Source organism: Pseudomonas fluorescens (assembly GCF_002837185.1).
Lineage (GTDB): Bacteria > Pseudomonadota > Gammaproteobacteria > Pseudomonadales > Pseudomonadaceae > Aquipseudomonas > Aquipseudomonas fluorescens_AM.
In genome coordinates this window covers 179,529-197,542 of record NZ_KZ477993.1, presented here as the reverse complement: position 1 = coordinate 197,542, position 18,014 = coordinate 179,529, and the positions used below count along the sequence as shown (strand labels likewise).

The following is an 18,014-nucleotide window of genomic DNA, read 5'->3' as shown; positions in this document are numbered from 1 at the left end:
GGAAAGGTTGGCGGCGTGAACCTTAATCAGTGTCCAAGATTACTTGACCAGTTCAAGCCCCCTCCCACATTTTGATCTGTGAACACATTCAAGTGTGGGAGGGGGCTTGCCCCCGATAGGGCCGGCACAGCCACCACACAAACAGCAGGCATAAAAAAACGCCCCCGGCCTTTCGACCGGGGGCGTTTTTCATTCAGCCTGAGTTAACTCAGTTCTTGGCTTTCTTGGCAGCGCGGGTACGCTCGCCTTCGTCCAGGATCTTCTTACGCAGGCGGATCGACTTAGGCGTGACTTCACACAGCTCGTCGTCCTGGATGAATTCCAGGGCCTGTTCCAGGGTGAAGCGAACAGGTGGAACCAGAGCGATGGTTTCGTCTTTACCCGAAGCACGCATGTTGTCGAGCTTCTTGCCTTTGGTTGGGTTGACGCCCATGTCGTTGTCACGGCTGTTCAGACCAACGATCTGACCGTTGTAGATCTCTTGACCGTGTTCAACGAACAGCTTGCCACGCGCCTGGAGAGTTTCCAGGGAGTAGGTCAGCGCCTTGCCGGTTTCTACCGATACCAGAACACCGTTCTGACGACCGGACATGTCACCGGACTTCATGGTGTCGTAGCGATCGAAGATCGAGGTCAGGATGCCAGCACCGTTGGTCAGGGTCAGGAACTGGTTACGGAAACCGATCAGACCACGCGCAGGGATGTTGTATTCCAGACGTACACGGCCTTTGCCATCCGGCACCATGTTGGTCAGGTCGCCCTTACGCAGGCCCATCTCTTCCATGACCTTGCCCTGGGATTCTTCAGGGGTGTCGATGGTGACGTTTTCGAACGGTTCCTGCTTCACGCCGTCAACCTGACGGATGATCACTTCCGGACGACCAACACCCATTTCGAAGCCTTCGCGACGCATGGTTTCGATCAGTACCGAGAGGTGCAGCTCACCACGGCCGGAGACCTTGAACTTGTCGGCCGAGTCGCCTTCTTCAACGCGCAGGGCAACGTTGTACAGCAGCTCTTTGTCCAGACGCTCCTTGATGTTACGGGAGGTCACGAACTTGCCTTCCTTACCGCAGAACGGCGAGTCGTTTACCTGGAAGGTCATGGAAACGGTTGGCTCGTCGACGGTCAGAGGCTTCATCGCCTCGACGGTGTCCGGCTGGCACAGGGTGTCGGAGATGAACAGCGAGTCCATACCGCTGACGCACACGATGTCGCCGGCGAAGGCTTCTTCAACGTCGATACGGTGCAGGCCGTGGTGACCCATCAGCTTCAGGATGCGACCGTTGCGCTTCTTGCCGTCGGCGCCGATGGCAACAACCGGGGTGTTCGGCTTGACGCTGCCACGCGCGATACGACCAACGCCGATAACACCCAGGAAGCTGTTGTAGTCCAGTGCCGAGATTTGCATCTGGAACGGACCGTCACGGTCAACCTTCGGTGGTGGAACGTGGTCAACGATGGCCTGGTACAGCGGGGTCATGTCTTCAGCCATGGCGGTGTGTTCCAGACCGGCAATGCCGTTCAGGGCCGAGGCGTAGATAACCTGGAAATCCAGTTGTTCTTCGGTAGCGCCGAGGTTGTCGAACAGGTCGAAGATCTGGTCCAGAACCCAGTCCGGACGCGCGCCTGGACGGTCAACCTTGTTGATGCACACGATCGGACGCAGGCCGGCTTCGAACGCCTTCTTGGTCACGAAACGGGTTTGCGGCATAGGGCCGTCTTGAGCGTCAACCAGCAGCAGAACGGAGTCGACCATCGACATTACGCGTTCAACTTCGCCGCCGAAGTCGGCGTGGCCCGGGGTGTCCACGATGTTGATGTGGTAGCCGTTCCAGTTGATGGCGGTGTTTTTCGCCAGGATGGTAATACCGCGCTCTTTTTCCTGGTCGTTGGAGTCCATCACGCGCTCGTCGTTGAGCTCGTTGCGCTCCAGGGTGCCGGATTGACGCAGGAGTTTGTCTACCAGGGTGGTTTTACCATGGTCAACGTGAGCAATGATGGCGATGTTACGTAGATTTTCGATCACTTGTGTATCTCGATCAGAGGATTCGGTGTGCTGACAGGTCGTGGCAGCGATTAACAGTAGAGTCAGGCCTTGCCGTTACAGCTTGACGGCAGAGTCGGGGGGCCGGTGACGCAGGCCACAGGCAAACAGCCCCGGGCTCTTAGCTCGGTCGATAAACGCGCACATTGGCATGTCCCTCACTGAGCAAATGGTGGGCATGCAGGCGACTCATCACGCCTTTGTCGCAATACAGCAGGTACTGACGGCTGTCATCCAGTTCCTTGAAACGCGCGTTCAATGCATAAAACGGCAGCGTTTGTACGTCGATGCCAGGAATCTCCAGCGGCTCGTCTTCGGCGGCATCCGGGTGACGGATGTCGACGATGATCTGGCCGGCCAGGGCTTCGCTGACTTCTTCGATCTGCACATCCTGGCCCAGCTCGTCGATGACGCGATCGATCGGGACCAGTTTGGCGTTCTCGAGCGCACGCTCCAGAATCGCCATGTCGAACTGTTGTTCTTCATACTCCACGCGGTTGCGCTTGGCGTGGGTCTTGGGGTTCACCGAAATGACCCCGCAATACTCGGGCATATGCTTGGCAAAGTCGGCGGTGCCGATTTCTTCTGCCTGGTCGATGATGTCCTGCTTGTGGCTGGCGATCAGCGGGCGCAGCACCAGCTTCTCGGTCACGCAGTCGATCAACGACAGGTTCGGCAACGTCTGGCTGGACACTTGGGAGATCGCCTCACCGGTCACCAGCGCATCGATCTGCAACTGGTCGGCGATCCGGGACGCAGCGCGCAACATCATACGCTTCAATACCACGCCCATATGACTGTTATCGACTTTGCCGAGAATTTCGCCCAGCACTTCCTCGAACGGCACGCTTACAAATAGCACGCGTTGGGAGCTGCCGTACTTCTTCCAGATAAAGTGCGCCACTTCCATCACGCCCAATTCGTGTGCACGACCGCCCAGGTTGAAGAAGCAGAAGTGGCTCATCAGGCCGCGCCGCATGATCTGGTAGGCCGCGACCGTGGAATCGAAACCGCCGGACATCAACACCAGGGTCTGTTCCAGGGCGCCCAGCGGGTAGCCGCCGATGCTGTCGTGCTGGCTGTGGATCACAAACAACCGTTGGTCGCGAATTTCCATGCGCACTTCGATTTGCGGCGCTTTGAGGGAAATTCCGGCGGCGCCGCATTCGCGACGCAGCTTGCTGCCGACGTATTTCTCCACATCCATGGAGCTGAACGGATGCTTGCCGGCGCGCTTGCAACGCACCGAAAAAATCTTGCCGGCAAGCTCACCACCAAAGTGCAGCTTGCACTTCTCGGTGATGTCGTCGAAGTCGCCCAGCGGGTACTCGTCCACTTGCAGGAAATGCGCGATACCCGGCATGCAGCTCAGGCGCTCGGTCATGTCCTTCAAGGCTTTGGCGTCGGTCAGGCGGGTTTCCAGCTCGAGATTGTCCCACACGCCGTTCACCACCACAGCAGGGTCCAGATCGCGGAGCACGGCACGGATGTTCTTGGCCAACTGACGGATGAAACGCATCCGTACCGGTCGGCTCTTGATGGTGATCTCGGGGAAGACTTTAACGATTAATTTCATGGAAACAGCGCGCGCCGGGCCTGCTGAAAAAGGGGGGCGCGGATTATAGCGGAAATCGCTCAAGGTTTAACCAGTTAATATGCATCGCATGTGCAGCGCACCAAAACAGGTCATTTTCGCCAAATAACGCTACATTGCGGTGCGCTATTTATCGCCCATTGGCCGTTTGCACCGTTATAGGGGCCATTTTGAAGCAAAAAGACCATGTTGGCGCACTGGCATGCAATTTGCTCTCTTGTGAGGCAGGTTGCCTTGGCGGAGTATCCGCGCCGGCATCACCCAAATTCTAAGGGCTAACTCCACTACCAAGCCCGAAGCCACCCGGAGGACACCATGTCGAAGTCGGTTCAACTCATCAAAGATCATGACGTTAAATGGATTGATCTGCGCTTCACGGACACCAAAGGTACTCAGCACCACGTGACCATGCCGGCTCGCGACGCGCTGGATGATGCTTTCTTCGAAGAAGGCAAGATGTTCGACGGTTCCTCCATCGCTGGCTGGAAAGGCATCGAAGCCTCCGACATGATCCTGATGCCGGACGACAGCACTGCCGTCCTCGACCCGTTCACCGAAGACCCAACCCTGATCATCGTCTGCGACGTGATCGAGCCTTCGACCATGCAAGGCTACGACCGCGACCCACGTGCGATCGCCAAGCGTGCCGAGGAATACCTGAAGTCGACCGGTATCGGCGACACCGTATTCGTGGGCCCGGAGCCTGAATTCTTCATCTTCGATTCGGTCAAGTTCAAGTCCGACATCTCCGGTTCCATGTTCAAAATCTTCTCCGAACAAGGCTCGTGGATGTCCGACCAGGACATCGAAGGCGGCAACAAAGGCCACCGTCCAGGTATCAAAGGTGGCTACTTCCCGGTTCCGCCATTCGACCACGACCACGAAATCCGTACCTCCATGTGCAACGCCATGGAAGAGATGGGCCTGGTCATCGAAGTTCACCACCACGAAGTGGCGACTGCCGGCCAGAACGAAATCGGTGTGAAGTTCAACACCCTGGTCGCCAAGGCTGACGAAGTCCAGACCCTGAAGTACTGCGTACACAACGTGGCGGATGCCTACGGCCGTACTGCTACCTTCATGCCCAAGCCGCTGTACGGCGATAACGGTTCGGGTATGCACGTTCACCTGTCCATCGCTAAAGAAGGCAAGAACACCTTCGCTGGCGAAGGTTATGCCGGCCTGTCCGACACCGCCCTGTACTTCATCGGCGGCATCATCAAGCACGGTAAGGCCCTGAACGGCTTCACCAACCCGTCGACCAACTCCTACAAGCGTCTGGTGCCAGGTTTCGAAGCGCCGGTCATGCTGGCTTACTCGGCCCGTAACCGTTCCGCCTCGATCCGTATTCCTTACGTGTCCAGCCCGCGTGCTCGCCGTATCGAAGCCCGCTTCCCGGACCCGGCAGCCAACCCGTACCTGGCCTTCGCCGCGCTGGTCATGGCTGGCCTGGACGGTATCCAGAACAAGATCCACCCTGGCGACGCTGCCGATAAAAACTTGTATGACCTGCCGCCTGAAGAGGCCAAAGAGATCCCACAAGTGTGCGGCAGCCTGAAAGAAGCCCTGGAAGAGCTGGACAAGGGCCGTGCGTTCCTGACCAAGGGCGGCGTATTCAGCGACGACTTCATCGATGCCTACATCGAGCTCAAAAGCGAAGAAGAAATCAAGGTTCGCACCTTCGTACACCCACTGGAATACGAGCTGTACTACAGCTGCTGATCCGGTAGCGCTGCTTAAGGTGGCGTGATGAAAAAGACCTCCTGCGGGAGGTCTTTTTTTTGCCTGGCGTTAGCCGGCCGGGGCGTGGCGGTCGAGCATTTTGCCGACCACCGAGGTGCCCAGACCACTGTAGAAGCGAGCTTGCTCGCGAAAAACTCCAAGACACCGCATTTCTTCAACATTTACGCGTTATCGTTAGCGACCTTCGCGAGCAAGCTCGCTCCTACAGGGGGACCTCCTTTGAAATGTCGATTCGTATTTGCCTTGATGCTTGTCAGCGTCACCGCCAGCGCTGCGCCGCCGACGCTCGAACCCTTGCTCAACAGCATCGCCGAGCGCCTGGAGATTGCCGACCAGGTCGCCCTGAGCAAATGGGATAGCCACAAGCCTGTGGAAGACAAAAAGCGCGAGCAGGAAGTGATCGCCAGCGTCATCGCCCAAGCCCCGAGCTACAAGCTTGAGCCCGCCGCGGCCGAGCAGTTTTTCTCAGCGCAGATCGAGGCAAACAAACTGGTGCAATACACCCACCTGTCCGACTGGCAGTTCCAGGGCAAGGCCCCCGACGATCCGCGCCCTGACCTGGTCAAACAGATTCGCCCGCAGCTGGATGAACTGCAAAAACGCCTGCTGCAACAACTGGCCGACTTCACCCCGCAGCGTACCGACTCGCAATGCCCGCAGTGGCTCGCCGAGGCGGTGCATGAGCCACTGAATGACCCGCTGCGCCAACTGGCGATGATCCGCGCCACCGCCGAGCTGTGCATATACAAAGGCTAGCCCTGTAAACCCAATTAAAAGTATGGGAGGGGGCTTGCCCCTGATGGCAGTGGTTCAGTTGATGGATAGGCTGACTGACACCCTGCTATCGGGGGCAAGCCCCCTCCCACATTTGGATCGCATCCATCCCTGACAGCCTGCTCCAAGTCGCACTATATTGGTGCGACAGGTTGCACCCCTACTGCAGCCACAGCCCATTTTGGTTCGATTCTTCCCGAGCAGGCTGGCAGAACGCCACAGTTTCGCGCCTCAATCCCCTATTTCATGGGTTTAACGCTTCTTTTCGGAGCCTTGGTTTGTTTTTTGCATTTTCCTTGTATCAGCGTGTGCCTCAAGCCTGCGCCTTGCTCCAAAAGAGGTCCCGATGACCATCAGCGATGCACTGCACCGTTTGTTACTCGACAACCTGACCACCGCGACCATCCTGCTCAATGCCGACTTGCGCCTTGAGTACATGAACCCCGCGGCGGAGATGCTCCTGGCGATCAGTGGCCAGCGCAGCCATGGGCAGTTCATCAGCGAATTGTTCACCGAGTCGGCCGAAGCCTTGAGCTCGTTGCGCCAGGCCGTGGAGCAGGCGCACCCGTTCACCAAGCGCGAAGCAATGCTCACCGCCCTGACCGGGCAGACGCTGACCGTCGACTATGCGGTGACGCCGATCCTGAGCAATGGCGCCACCCTGCTGCTGCTCGAAGTGCACCCTCGCGACCGCCTGCTGCGCATCACCAAGGAAGAGGCGCAACTGTCCAAGCAGGAAACCAGCAAGATGCTGGTGCGTGGCCTGGCCCATGAGATCAAGAACCCCCTGGGCGGCATTCGCGGCGCGGCGCAGTTGCTGGCCCGCGAGCTGCCGGAGGAGCATCTCAAGGACTACACCAACGTCATCATCGAAGAGGCCGACCGCCTGCGTAACCTGGTGGACCGCATGCTCGGCTCCAACAAGCTGCCGTCCCTGGCCATGACCAACGTGCACGAAGTGCTGGAGCGCGTCTGCCAACTGGTCGACGCCGAAAGCCAGGGCTGCATCACCCTGGTGCGCGACTACGACCCGAGCATTCCCGACGTCTTGATCGACCGCGAGCAAATGATCCAGGCGGTGCTCAACATTGTGCGCAACGCCATGCAGGCCATCAGCAGCCAGAACGAGTTGCGCCTGGGCCGTATCAGCCTGCGCACCCGCGCGCTGCGCCAGTTCACCATTGGCCACGTACGCCATCGCCTGGTGACCAAGGTCGAGATCATCGACAACGGCCCGGGCATCCCGGCCGAACTGCAGGAAACCATCTTCTTCCCCATGGTCAGCGGCCGCCCGGACGGTACCGGGCTGGGCCTGGCCATTACCCAGAACATCATCAGCCAGCACCAGGGCCTGATCGAATGTGAGAGCCATCCCGGCCACACCACGTTCTCGATCTTCCTGCCATTGGAACAAGGAGCCCCCACGACATGAGCCGTAGTGAAACTGTCTGGATCGTCGATGACGACCGTTCTATCCGCTGGGTCCTGGAGAAAGCCTTGCAACAGGAAGGCATGACCACCCAGAGCTTCGACAGCGCCGACGGCGTGATGAGCCGCCTGGCTCGCCAGCAGCCGGACGTGATCATCTCCGATATCCGCATGCCCGGCGCCAGCGGCCTGGACTTGCTGGCGCGCATTCGCGAACAGCACCCGCGCCTGCCAGTGATCATCATGACGGCGCACTCGGACCTGGACAGCGCCGTTGCGTCCTACCAGGGCGGCGCCTTTGAGTACCTGCCCAAGCCGTTCGATGTGGATGAGGCGGTGGCGCTGGTCAAGCGCGCCAACCAGCACGCCCAGGAGCAACAGAACCAGGAAGCCCCGCCGGCCCTGACCCGCACCCCGGAGATCATCGGCGAAGCGCCGGCGATGCAGGAAGTGTTTCGTGCCATCGGGCGCTTGAGCCATTCCAACATCACCGTGCTGATCAACGGCGAATCGGGTACCGGTAAAGAACTGGTGGCCCACGCCCTGCACCGTCACAGCCCTCGGGCAGCCTCGCCGTTCATTGCGCTGAACATGGCCGCTATCCCGAAGGACTTGATGGAGTCCGAGCTGTTCGGCCATGAAAAAGGTGCGTTCACCGGCGCGGCCAACCTGCGCCGTGGGCGCTTTGAACAGGCAGACGGCGGCACCTTGTTCCTCGACGAAATCGGCGACATGCCGGCCGATACCCAGACCCGCCTGCTGCGGGTGCTGGCGGACGGCGAGTTCTATCGGGTGGGCGGCCACACGCCGGTCAAGGTGGATGTACGCATCATCGCAGCCACGCACCAGAACCTGGAAACCCTGGTGCACGCCGGCAAATTCCGTGAGGACTTGTTCCACCGCCTCAACGTGATCCGCATCCATATCCCGCGCATGTCGGACCGCCGCGAAGACATCCCCACCCTCGCCCGCCACTTCCTCAGCCGCGCCGCCCAGGAACTGGCCGTGGAGCCGAAGCTGCTCAAAAGCGAGACCGAGGAATACCTCAAGCACCTGCCATGGCCCGGTAACGTACGCCAGCTGGAGAACACCTGCCGCTGGATCACGGTGATGGCGTCCGGGCGCGAAGTGCACATCAGCGACCTGCCGCCGGAGCTGCTGAGCCTGCCGCAGGACTCGGCCCCAGTGACCAACTGGGAACAGGCGCTGCGTCAATGGGCCGACCAGGCCCTGGCACGCGGCCAGTCGAACCTGCTCGACAGCGCTGTACCGGCGTTCGAGCGGATCATGATCGAGACCGCGCTCAAGCACACCGCCGGCCGCCGCCGCGATGCCGCCGTGCTGCTGGGTTGGGGGCGTAACACCCTCACGCGCAAGATCAAGGAACTGGGGATGAAGGTGGATGGCGGGGATGACGACGACAGCGACGACGCCTGATCATCGCTCTCTGAGCCACTGAAAATCCAATGTGGGAGGGGGCTTGCCCCCGATGGCGGTCGGTCAGCTACAGATAGGCTGGCTGATGCACCGCTATCGGGGGCAAGCCCCCTCCCACATTTGGATCTTCACAAGATTTGAGGGTTGTGCACTGCTTCAATGCACCATGAACCGGCATTGGGCACGGGCCCGGTACCTGAAAGATCGTTATCGCTGAAGAATTCTCGACAGCTGAAACCGCCAAAGCCCCGAATTCCGGGGCTTTGCGCTTTCTTGCAAGTTTTTATGGGGCTAATTGCAAACTCTGGCACGCCCCCTGCAATAACCCTGGTACTACCCAGTTTCGGGGACCTTGGTACAGGCAGGCCGAGAATCCCCTCTTTAACACCGAAGCCCCTGGCTTCACCCCGTTTTGGGAGCCCTGGTACAGGCAGGCCGGGACCTCCCTCTTTTATTGCTCATGGAGATGGATCTCCAGCCGCCAGCGGTCATCGACCTCCTGGCCCTTCCACTCCCCACGCAATGGCCGGGCCGCCACCAGGTTGAGCAGCAAACCCCCGTCGGTCTTGCGCACCCGCCAGTTCACATCCTTGTCATTGACCTTGAGTCGCCCTGCGGTGACCTTGCCTTGCGCGTCGAACAGCAGCGCCACGGTGCCGTCGATATGCTCGCCGTGCAGCTTGGGCTCGCGGTTGAACCACACCACCACACCGTCCGCCACAGGCTCTACCTGTTGCAACTCGACCGGTTGCGGGGTGGTCAGGCGCCCGATCATCAAGCCCACCATCAAGCCGACGATCGCCAGTGAGCCCAATACCCTGGGCAATAGCTTCGGCCTTGGGTCGTCTTCGGGGGTAGAATGCAGCGCATCTTTGCCTTCGGAGCCGTGCATGTTTCACGTCATCCTTTTTCAACCAGAAATTCCGCCGAATACCGGCAACGTTATCAGGCTGTGCGCCAACAGTGGCTGCCACCTGCATTTGATCGAACCGCTGGGCTTCGACATGGACGATAAACGCCTGCGTCGCGCCGGACTGGATTACCACGAGTACGCCACCCTCCAGCGCCACGCCGACCTGGCCAGTTGCCTGGACAGCCTGGGCCAGCCACGTGTGTTCGCGTTCACCACCAAGGGCTCGCGGCCTTTTCATGATGCCAGCTTTGCCGAGGGCGACGCGTTTCTGTTCGGCCCGGAGAGCCGCGGCCTGCCGGCCGAGGTACTCGATGCCCTGCCTGATGGCCATCGCCTGCGCTTGCCGATGCGCGAGGGCTGCCGCAGCCTGAACCTGTCCAACACCGTCGCCGTCGCCGTCTACGAAGGCTGGCGCCAACTCGGTTTCAAGTAACACACATAGCAAATGTGGGAGGGGGCTTGCCCCCGATGGCGGTGTATCAGCCAGCATACCTGTAGCTGACCCACCGCAATCGGGGGCAAGCCCCCTCCCGCATTTTTTTACCGCATCGACTTACTGAACCGTCGGCGCACCTTCCTGTTGCATGCGCTGCAGCTCTTGGGCGTACAGGGCATCGAAGTTCACCGGCGCCAGCATCAGCGCCGGGAACGAGCCACGGGTGACCAGGCTGTCCAGGGTCTCACGAGCATACGGGAACAGGATGTTCGGGCAGAACGCGCCCAGGGTGTGGCTCATGGACGCTTCGTCCAGGCCCTGGATCAGGAAGATACCGGCCTGCTGCACTTCAGCGATGAAGGCCACTTCTTCGCCGTTCTTGACGGTGACCGACAGGGTCAGCACGACTTCGTGGAAGTCACCTTCCAGGGATTTCTGGCGAGTGTTCAGGTCCAGCGCGACGCTTGGGGTCCATTCCTGGCGAAAGATCGCCGGGCTTTTCGGCGCTTCGAACGACAGGTCACGCACGTAGATGCGCTGCAGCGAAAACTGTGGGCCTTGGTCTTGCGCTGCTTCGGGGTTCTGTTGGTCAGTCATCGCAGATCCTTCTTTATCTTGGGGTCTTTTAGGGGTTAGGCGGACAGCAGCGCGTCGAGTTTACCGGCGCGCTCCAGGGCGAACAGGTCGTCGCAACCACCGATATGCCGGCTGCCGATCCAGATCTGCGGGACCGACGTGCGGCCAGCCTTCTGGGCCATTTCAGCGCGCACTTGAGGTTTGCCGTCGACCTTGATTTCTTCGAAGGCCACCTTCTTGCTCTGGAGCAACTGCTTGGCTCGGATGCAAAAAGGGCAATAATCGCTGGAATACACGACAACCTGGCTCATATCACTTCACCAACGGCAGGTTATCGCCACGCCAGCTGCTGATACCACCGGACAGCTTGGCAGCGGTGAAGCCGGACTTGAGCATCTCGCGGGCGTGAGTGCCGGAGTGCTGGCCTTGGGCGTCGACCAGGATAATAGTCTTGGCCTTGTATTTCTCCAGTTCGGCCAAGCGCGCGATCAGCTTGTCCTGGGGAATGTTCAGGGCGCCGACGATATGGCCGGCGGCGAAATCCTTGGCCGAGCGAATATCCACGACAACGGCCTCATCCTTGTTGACCAGCGCGGTCAGCTCCGATGTACTCAGGCTGCGGCCACCACGGCTCAATTCGTGAGCGATCAGCAGCGCCAGCAGGATGACGAAGGCACCCACGAGCAGATAGTGGGCAGTGGCAAATGCAATCAGGTGATCAACCATCAAGGAGGTTCCAGGGCGTTAAAATGGCGGTAAGTATACACAGCCGTCGGGGGCGGCCAACCCCCGTAAAGCGGTGACGCGGTTGGAACTTCGCTTTAAACTGCCACTCACTTTTCCATTGCCTTCCTTTATTAACGCCGCGAGAGGATCTATGACTACCACGCCTAAACCTTTGGTCCTGATAATTCTCGATGGCTTCGGACACAGTGAAAGCCACCACGACAACGCGGTGTACGCCGCCCGCAAGCCTGTGCTGGACCGCCTCACCGCCACCGTGCCCAACGGCCTGATCTCAGGCTCCGGCATGGACGTGGGCCTGCCGGACGGCCAGATGGGCAACTCGGAAGTCGGCCACATGAATCTCGGCGCCGGACGAGTGGTCTATCAGGACTTCACCCGCGTGACCAAAGCGATCCGCGATGGCGAGTTCTTCGAGAACCCGACCATTTGCGCGGCGGTGGATAAAGCCGTCGCCGCCGGCAAGGCCGTGCACTTCATGGGCCTGCTCTCGGATGGCGGCGTACACAGCCATCAGGACCACCTGATCGCCATGGCCGAACTGGCCTTCAAGCGCGGTGCCGACAAGATCTACCTGCACGCCTTCCTTGATGGTCGCGACACCCCGCCCAAAAGCGCGCAGTCGTCCATCGAACTGCTGGACGCCACGTTCGCCGCCCTGGGCAAAGGCCGCATCGCCAGCCTGGTAGGCCGTTACTTTGCCATGGACCGCGACAACCGCTGGGACCGCGTGGCCCAAGCCTACAACCTGATCGTCGACGGTCAGGCCGAATTCAACGCCGCCACTGCCCAGCAAGGCCTGGAAGCCGCCTACGCGCGTGGCGAGAGCGATGAATTCGTCAAGGCCACCACCATCGGTGAGCCGGTGAAAGTCGAAGACGGCGACGCCGTGGTGTTCATGAACTTCCGCGCCGACCGTGCCCGTGAACTGAGCCATGTGTTTGTCGACGCCGGTTTCAAGGATTTCGACCGCGCACGCCAGCCGAAAGCCGAGTTCGTAATGCTTACCCAATACGCCGCCAACATCCCGGCCCCTTCGGCATTCGCGCCGGGCAGCCTGGAAAACGTGCTGGGCGATTACCTGGCGAAAAACGGCAAGACGCAACTGCGCATCGCCGAAACCGAAAAATATGCCCACGTGACCTTCTTCTTCTCCGGTGGCCGCGAAGAGCCGTTCCCGGGTGAAGAACGCATCCTGATCCCATCGCCAAAAGTCGCCACCTACGACCTGCAGCCAGAAATGAGCGCGCCGGAAGTCACCGACAAAATCGTCGATGCCATCGAGCATCAGCGTTATGACGTCATCGTGGTCAACTACGCCAACGGCGACATGGTCGGCCACAGCGGCAACCTGGAAGCGGCCACCCAGGCCGTGGAGTGCCTGGACCTGTGCGTGGGCCGCATCGTCGATGCCCTGGACAACGTCGGTGGCGAAGCGCTGATCACCGCCGACCACGGCAACTGCGAGCAAATGTCCGACGAGTCCACCGGCCAGGCCCACACAGCCCACACCACCGAGCCGGTGCCGTTCATCTACGTCGGCAAGCGCGATTTCAAAGTGCGTAACGGCGGCGTATTGGCGGATGTGGCGCCGACCATGCTGATGCTGATGGGGCTGGAAAAGCCGAAGGAAATGACTGGCACTTCAATCCTGGTCTGATTTAAACAACACGGTAGATCCAATGTGGGAGGGGGCTTGCCCCCGATGACGGAGTGTCAGTCAACACTTATGTGACTGGTCCACCGCTATCGGGGGCAAGCCCCCTCCCACATTGGCCCTTCGGTGTTTGGAAGATATCTTTTTGCCATACCACCACCACTCGGCACCTATCTTGCCCGCCCGCCCCAATTGGACGTTTTTTTTGCGGCGCTTGGCGGGCATACTAGAGCGTCCCTTTCCCCTGGTGTCGCCCGCCTCTATGCTTCGCGCCTTGATTACCCTCGCTCTTGTCTGCCTGCTCCAACCGGCATTTGCCGATGAGCGTGCACAAACCCAACAACAGTTGGACGCTACGCGTCAGGACATTACCGAGCTGAAAAAACTGCTCGGCAAGCTCCAGGAAGAAAAGTCCGGCGTGCAGAAAGACCTGCGCGGCACGGAAACCGAAATGGGCAAGCTGGAGAAGCAGGTCCAGGAGCTGCAAAAAGAACTAAAGAAGAGCGAGTCGGAACTGGAGCGACTCGACGCTGAGAAAAAAAAACTCCAGAGCGCACGCGTTGAACAGCAACGCCTGATCGCGATCCAGGCCCGCGCCGCCTACCAGAGCGGCCGCCAGGAATATCTCAAACTGCTGCTCAACCAGCAGAACCCGGAAAAATTTGCCCGCACCCTCACCTATTACGATTACCTGAGCCAGGCGCGCCTGGCGCAGTTGAAGGGCTTTAACGAAACGCTGCGCCAGTTGGCCAATGTCGAGCAGGAGATCAATGATCAGCAGGCCCAACTGCTCGACCAGAAGACCGCGCTCGACACCCAGCGCAACGAGTTGGACAAGGTCCGCAAGGAACGCCAGCAAGCCCTGGCCAAACTCAACGATGACGTAAAAGCCCGCGACGCCAAGCTCCAGGCCCGCGAGCAGGACCAGGCTGACCTGGCCAAAGTGCTCAAGACTATCGAAGAAACCCTGGCGCGCCAGGCACGCGAGGCCGAAGAAGCGCGGCAAAAAGCGCTGATCGCCCAGCAGGAAGCCGAAAAAAAGCGCCAGCGTGAGGCCGAACTGGCTGCCACCAGCGATGCGCCGGCCCCGCGCAAACCGGCGCATGCAGAGCCTGGCCCGCTGGTTTCCAGCAGCGGCGAGTCATTCGGCGGGCCTTTTGCTTCAGCCCGCGGCAAACTTCCATGGCCGGTTGATGGTCGACTGTTGGCACGCTTCGGTGAAACCCGCGGCGATGATACCCGTGCCAAGTGGGATGGTGTGATGATCAGCGCCTCTGCGGGCAGCCAGGTCCACGCCGTCCACGGCGGGCGCGTGGTGTTTGCCGATTGGCTGCGCGGGGCCGGTTTGCTGGTGATTCTTGACCACGGTAATGGCTATTTGAGCCTTTACGGCCACAATCAGACGTTACTCAAGTCGGCAGGTGATGTGGTAAAAGCCGGTGAATCCATCTCCACTGTCGGTAACAGTGGTGGCCAGGACACCCCGGCGCTGTACTTCGCTATTCGTCAGCAGGGCCGCCCGAGCGACCCTGCACAATGGTGCCGATCCCAAGGATAGGGTCGCATCTACATTAGGAGTTCGTTCGACATGCTGCATTTGTCCCGCCTCACATCGCTGGCCCTGACGATCGCCCTGGTGATCGGCGCGCCTCTGGCTTTTGCCGACCAGGCTGCACCCGCTGCAATGGCCGCGACCACCAAGGCGCCGTTGCCGCTGGACGAGCTGCGCACCTTTGCCGAGGTCATGGACCGGATCAAGGCTGCCTATGTCGAACCCGTAGACGACAAGACCCTGCTGGAAAATGCCATCAAGGGCATGCTCAGCAACCTCGACCCGCATTCGGCCTACCTGGGCCCCGAAGACTTCGCTGAACTGCAGGAAAGCACCAGCGGTGAATTCGGTGGACTGGGTATCGAAGTGGGCTCCGAAGACGGCCAGATCAAAGTGGTCTCGCCCATCGACGATACCCCGGCGTCCAAGGCCGGCATCCAGGCCGGTGACCTGATCGTCAAGATCAACGGCCAGCCGACCCGTGGCCAATCCATGACCGAAGCCGTCGACAAAATGCGCGGCAAGCTCGGCCAGAAAATCACCCTGACCCTGGTGCGCGACGGCGGCAACCCGTTTGACGTGACCCTGGCCCGCGCGACCATCACGGTCAAGAGCGTGAAGAGCCAGTTGCTGGAGTCGGGCTATGGTTACATCCGCATTACCCAGTTCCAGGTCAAGACCGGCGACGAAGTGGCCAAGGCCCTGGCCAAGCTGCGCAAGGACAATGGCAAGAAGCTCAACGGCATCGTGCTCGACCTGCGTAACAACCCGGGTGGCGTGTTGCAATCGGCGGTGGAAGTGGTCGACCACTTCATCACCAAGGGCCTGATCGTCTACACCAAGGGCCGCATCGCCAATTCCGAGCTGCGCTTCTCGGCCACCGGCAACGATCTGAGCGAGAACGTGCCGCTGGCCGTGCTGATCAACGGCGGCAGCGCCTCGGCCTCGGAGATCGTTGCCGGTGCCCTGCAGGACCAGAAGCGCGGCGTGCTGATGGGCACCACCAGCTTCGGTAAAGGCTCGGTGCAAACCGTGTTGCCGCTCAATAACGAGCGTGCGTTGAAGATCACCACGGCGCTGTACTACACGCCTAATGGTCGCTCGATCCAGGCGCAGGGCATCGTGCCGGACATCGAAGTGCGCAAGGCCAGGATCACCAACGAGATCGACAGCGAGTACTACAAAGAGGCGGACCTGCAAGGCCACCTGGGCAATGGCAACGGCGGCGCCGACCAGCCGACCGGCAGTGGCGCCAAAGCCAAACCGATGCCGCAGGACGACGATTACCAGTTGGCCCAGGCGCTGAGCCTGCTCAAGGGCCTGAGCATCACGCGCAGCCGTTGATATGCGCTTTGCCCTGACCATCGCCTTGCTGTGCAGCCTGGCCGGATTCGCGCAAGCGACGCCGGCCGGCGAGCCGCACAAGGCCTATCTCACCCTGATCATCGACGACCTCGGGCAAAACCTGCCCAGGGATCGTCGCGTGCTGGCCCTGCCTGGGCCGGTCACCACCGCGATCATGCCTGACACCCCTCATGCCGCCGAATTCGCCCGCGAGGCCCACAAGGCCGGCAAGATCGTCATCCTGCACATGCCCATGGATCCGGCCACCGGTCCGTTTGCCTGGCACCCCGAGCTGTCGATCGAAGAGCTGGGCAAGCGCCTGGACGCCGCATTCGCGGCCGTGCCCTACACCGCCGGCATCAATAACCATATGGGCAGCCGCATGACGGCGCAGCCACAGGCAATGGCGTGGTTAATGGGCGAGCTGCAGCGGCGCCACAAGTTCTTTGTGGACAGCCGTACCAGCGCACAGACCGTTGCCGCCGCCGAGGCGCAGAAGATCGGGCTGGCGCATGTTTCGCGGGATGTCTTCCTGGATGACGAGCGCACCGAGGCAGCAATTACCACGCAACTGCAGACCGCAATCAAGCTGGCGCATAAACAGGGCTCGGCGGTGATGATCGGACACCCTTACCCACAGACCCTGGCGGTGCTGGAGCGCGAATTGCCCAAGCTCAAGGCGCAGGGTGTGGAGTGGATCGATATCAAGTTGATGATCAGCGTGCGCAGTAACCGGGCGATGGCCGGGCACGGCAAAGACGGCATTTACCGCTAAATCAAGTGGCGAAAATCCAATGTGGGAGGGGGCTTGCCCCCGATAGCGGTGTGTCAGCTGAACATGTATTGGCTGATCTGCTGCCATCGGGGGCAAGCCACCTCCCACATTTTTGACCGCGTTTATTCTTCGGAACTGCCCACTTCAGAGGTAACGCGCCATGATTTCGTCTACACGACCACTCTTGCGTAATTCATCCAGCGCAGCCTGGAGCCTGGCAACCACTTCGTCCGGCACATCCTTGTTCAACGCCAGGTAAAGCTGCGCGCTGTTGAACCGCAACACCGTCCTGAGCCCGTTCACCCCCACCTGGCGCGCCAGGTAACGGCCAGCAGGATCGCCGGTGGCCCACAGGTCGATCTGGCCCTCCATGAGCTTTTGCGCATTATCCTGGTCACGTAAGGCGACAACCGGCTTGAGCCCCTGCTTGTCCAGGCTCTCGGCAATGGCATCGCCTTTGTAGGCGCCAATCCTGTAGCGGCGCGCCTGCTGCAGGCCTTCCAACTGGATCTTGCTGTCAGCCTTGGCCAGCAGCACCCAATCGTCCGGGCCGATGGGGCCGACCCATTTGAACAAGGCTTCACGGTCCGGCAAACGGGCCATGACGAACACACCATAGCCAGGCTTTTCCAGGGCGAGTTTGTAGATTCGCTCCCAAGGAAAACGCAGGGTGAGGTTGTAGGCAATGCCGGCGCGCTTGAAGGTTTCCCGCACGATATCCACGGCGATGCCTTCGATGTTCTCGTCCCTGGCGAAATTCTTGCCGTTTTTCGCCATGTTGTAAGGCGGGAAATTTTCCGTCAGCAGCACCAGGGAGGTGGCAGGCGATTCGTCGGCGTGCGCCGTAGCCGCCATGAGCATGGAGGAACTGACGAGGACGAGCAGCAGGTGTTTGAACATGAAGGCTACCGGAATCCATGGCAAGCGCAGAGAGTGCCGCGACCCCGCCATGCTGTCCAGCAGCGTTTACCGAACGACGAACCCGCGCGCTTGC

General features: G+C 60.3%; 16 protein-coding genes. 9 read left to right on the top strand and 7 right to left on the bottom strand.

The genetic code is table 11. The features are described 5' to 3' along the window. Positions 1-208: 208 nt before the first annotated feature. Together typA and thiI are read right to left on the bottom strand one after the other, a co-directional pair. Positions 209-2,029: a translational GTPase TypA gene (gene typA, locus CIB54_RS11525; protein ID WP_034117299.1), complete on the bottom strand. Its 1,821-nt coding sequence runs from the start codon at positions 2,027-2,029 to the stop codon at positions 209-211. Positions 2,030-2,168: 139 nt separating this feature from the next. Further along, entirely contained in the window at positions 2,169-3,623 is a 1,455-nt protein-coding gene (thiI, locus tag CIB54_RS11520) for a tRNA uracil 4-sulfurtransferase ThiI (protein ID WP_101219835.1), read from the bottom strand. A gap of 333 nt (positions 3,624-3,956) precedes the next feature. On the opposite strand from thiI, the gene glnA reads away from it, so the two are divergent. From glnA to ntrC, 4 genes are all read left to right on the top strand, one after another. Then, entirely contained in the window at positions 3,957-5,363 is a 1,407-nt protein-coding gene (gene glnA / locus CIB54_RS11510) for a glutamate--ammonia ligase (protein ID WP_034117297.1), read from the top strand. Between the two features lie 240 nt (positions 5,364-5,603). Beyond that, positions 5,604-6,140, top strand: a complete 537-nt coding sequence (locus tag CIB54_RS11505) for a chorismate mutase (protein WP_065950089.1) — start codon at positions 5,604-5,606, stop codon at positions 6,138-6,140. 364 nt (positions 6,141-6,504) lie between these two features. After that, positions 6,505-7,590 carry a nitrogen regulation protein NR(II) gene (glnL, locus tag CIB54_RS11500; protein ID WP_057724492.1) on the top strand — a complete coding sequence of 362 codons (1,086 nt, stop codon included), beginning with the start codon at positions 6,505-6,507 and terminating at the stop codon, positions 7,588-7,590. Then, positions 7,587-9,023, top strand: a complete 1,437-nt coding sequence (ntrC, locus tag CIB54_RS11495; RefSeq protein WP_065950088.1) for a nitrogen regulation protein NR(I) — start codon at positions 7,587-7,589, stop codon at positions 9,021-9,023. Before glnL ends, ntrC begins: the two co-directional genes overlap by 4 nt. Positions 9,024-9,474: 451 nt before the next feature. Here the strand turns inward: ntrC and CIB54_RS11485 are convergent, their stop codons facing one another. Further along, the gene (locus CIB54_RS11485; RefSeq protein WP_101219834.1) at positions 9,475-9,915 is read right to left on the bottom strand and encodes a hypothetical protein; all 441 of its coding nucleotides are present in this window, start codon (positions 9,913-9,915) and stop codon (positions 9,475-9,477) included. Here CIB54_RS11485 and CIB54_RS11480 point away from each other — a divergent pair. Next, positions 9,914-10,369: a tRNA (cytidine(34)-2'-O)-methyltransferase gene (locus CIB54_RS11480; protein WP_065950086.1), complete on the top strand. Its 456-nt coding sequence runs from the start codon at positions 9,914-9,916 to the stop codon at positions 10,367-10,369. The genes CIB54_RS11485 and CIB54_RS11480 overlap by 2 nt on opposite strands. Before the next feature lie 120 nt (positions 10,370-10,489). On the opposite strand, the gene secB is transcribed toward CIB54_RS11480, so the two are convergent. Genes secB through CIB54_RS11465 form a run of 3 tightly spaced genes read right to left on the bottom strand, consistent with a single transcriptional unit; the run spans position 10,490 to position 11,674 of the window. Further along, positions 10,490-10,969 carry a protein-export chaperone SecB gene (gene secB, locus CIB54_RS11475; RefSeq protein WP_065950085.1) on the bottom strand — a complete coding sequence of 160 codons (480 nt, stop codon included), beginning with the start codon at positions 10,967-10,969 and terminating at the stop codon, positions 10,490-10,492. A gap of 35 nt (positions 10,970-11,004) precedes the next feature. Next, the gene (gene grxC / locus CIB54_RS11470; protein ID WP_065950084.1) at positions 11,005-11,259 is read right to left on the bottom strand and encodes a glutaredoxin 3; all 255 of its coding nucleotides are present in this window, start codon (positions 11,257-11,259) and stop codon (positions 11,005-11,007) included. Position 11,260: 1 nt separating this feature from the next. Then, complete coding sequence (locus tag CIB54_RS11465; protein WP_101219833.1) at positions 11,261-11,674, bottom strand: rhodanese-like domain-containing protein; 414 nt, start codon at positions 11,672-11,674, stop codon at positions 11,261-11,263. Positions 11,675-11,825: 151 nt separating this feature from the next. On the opposite strand from CIB54_RS11465, the gene gpmI reads away from it, so the two are divergent. The 4 genes from gpmI to CIB54_RS11445 all read left to right on the top strand — a co-directional run bounded on the left by gpmI (position 11,826) and on the right by CIB54_RS11445 (position 17,020). After that, positions 11,826-13,352 (top strand): 2,3-bisphosphoglycerate-independent phosphoglycerate mutase, encoded by a 1,527-nt coding sequence (gene gpmI / locus CIB54_RS11460; protein ID WP_101219832.1) that lies wholly within the window; start codon positions 11,826-11,828, stop codon positions 13,350-13,352. Positions 13,353-13,611: 259 nt separating this feature from the next. Next, entirely contained in the window at positions 13,612-14,907 is a 1,296-nt protein-coding gene (locus CIB54_RS11455) for a murein hydrolase activator EnvC family protein (RefSeq protein ID WP_101219831.1), read from the top strand. Positions 14,908-14,937: 30 nt separating this feature from the next. Next, positions 14,938-16,245 (top strand): S41 family peptidase, encoded by a 1,308-nt coding sequence (locus CIB54_RS11450; RefSeq protein WP_065950081.1) that lies wholly within the window; start codon positions 14,938-14,940, stop codon positions 16,243-16,245. A 1-nt stretch (position 16,246) separates the two neighbouring features. Continuing rightward, positions 16,247-17,020 (top strand): divergent polysaccharide deacetylase family protein, encoded by a 774-nt coding sequence (locus CIB54_RS11445; RefSeq protein ID WP_065950080.1) that lies wholly within the window; start codon positions 16,247-16,249, stop codon positions 17,018-17,020. A 144-nt stretch (positions 17,021-17,164) separates the two neighbouring features. Here the strand turns inward: CIB54_RS11445 and CIB54_RS11440 are convergent, their stop codons facing one another. Continuing rightward, positions 17,165-17,881, bottom strand: a complete 717-nt coding sequence (locus CIB54_RS11440; RefSeq protein ID WP_420094155.1) for a substrate-binding periplasmic protein — start codon at positions 17,879-17,881, stop codon at positions 17,165-17,167. Positions 17,882-18,014 lie beyond the last annotated feature (133 nt).

Excerpts from the sequence above, each read along its gene's own strand:
- thiI (WP_101219835.1), bottom strand. The coding sequence starts at position 3,623 with ATGAAATTAATCGTTAAAGTCTTCCCCGAGATCACCATCAAGAGCCGA.
- glnA (WP_034117297.1), top strand. The coding sequence starts at position 3,957 with ATGTCGAAGTCGGTTCAACTCATCAAAGATCATGACGTTAAATGGATT.
- glnL (WP_057724492.1), top strand. The coding sequence starts at position 6,505 with ATGACCATCAGCGATGCACTGCACCGTTTGTTACTCGACAACCTGACC.
- ntrC (WP_065950088.1), top strand. The coding sequence starts at position 7,587 with ATGAGCCGTAGTGAAACTGTCTGGATCGTCGATGACGACCGTTCTATC.
- CIB54_RS11480 (WP_065950086.1), top strand. The coding sequence starts at position 9,914 with ATGTTTCACGTCATCCTTTTTCAACCAGAAATTCCGCCGAATACCGGC.
- CIB54_RS11485 (WP_101219834.1), bottom strand. The coding sequence starts at position 9,915 with ATGCACGGCTCCGAAGGCAAAGATGCGCTGCATTCTACCCCCGAAGAC.
- secB (WP_065950085.1), bottom strand. The coding sequence starts at position 10,969 with ATGACTGACCAACAGAACCCCGAAGCAGCGCAAGACCAAGGCCCACAG.
- grxC (WP_065950084.1), bottom strand. The coding sequence starts at position 11,259 with ATGAGCCAGGTTGTCGTGTATTCCAGCGATTATTGCCCTTTTTGCATC.
- CIB54_RS11465 (WP_101219833.1), bottom strand. The coding sequence starts at position 11,674 with ATGGTTGATCACCTGATTGCATTTGCCACTGCCCACTATCTGCTCGTG.
- gpmI (WP_101219832.1), top strand. The coding sequence starts at position 11,826 with ATGACTACCACGCCTAAACCTTTGGTCCTGATAATTCTCGATGGCTTC.
- CIB54_RS11455 (WP_101219831.1), top strand. The coding sequence starts at position 13,612 with ATGCTTCGCGCCTTGATTACCCTCGCTCTTGTCTGCCTGCTCCAACCG.
- CIB54_RS11450 (WP_065950081.1), top strand. The coding sequence starts at position 14,938 with ATGCTGCATTTGTCCCGCCTCACATCGCTGGCCCTGACGATCGCCCTG.
- CIB54_RS11445 (WP_065950080.1), top strand. The coding sequence starts at position 16,247 with ATGCGCTTTGCCCTGACCATCGCCTTGCTGTGCAGCCTGGCCGGATTC.
- CIB54_RS11440 (WP_420094155.1), bottom strand. The coding sequence starts at position 17,881 with ATGCTCATGGCGGCTACGGCGCACGCCGACGAATCGCCTGCCACCTCC.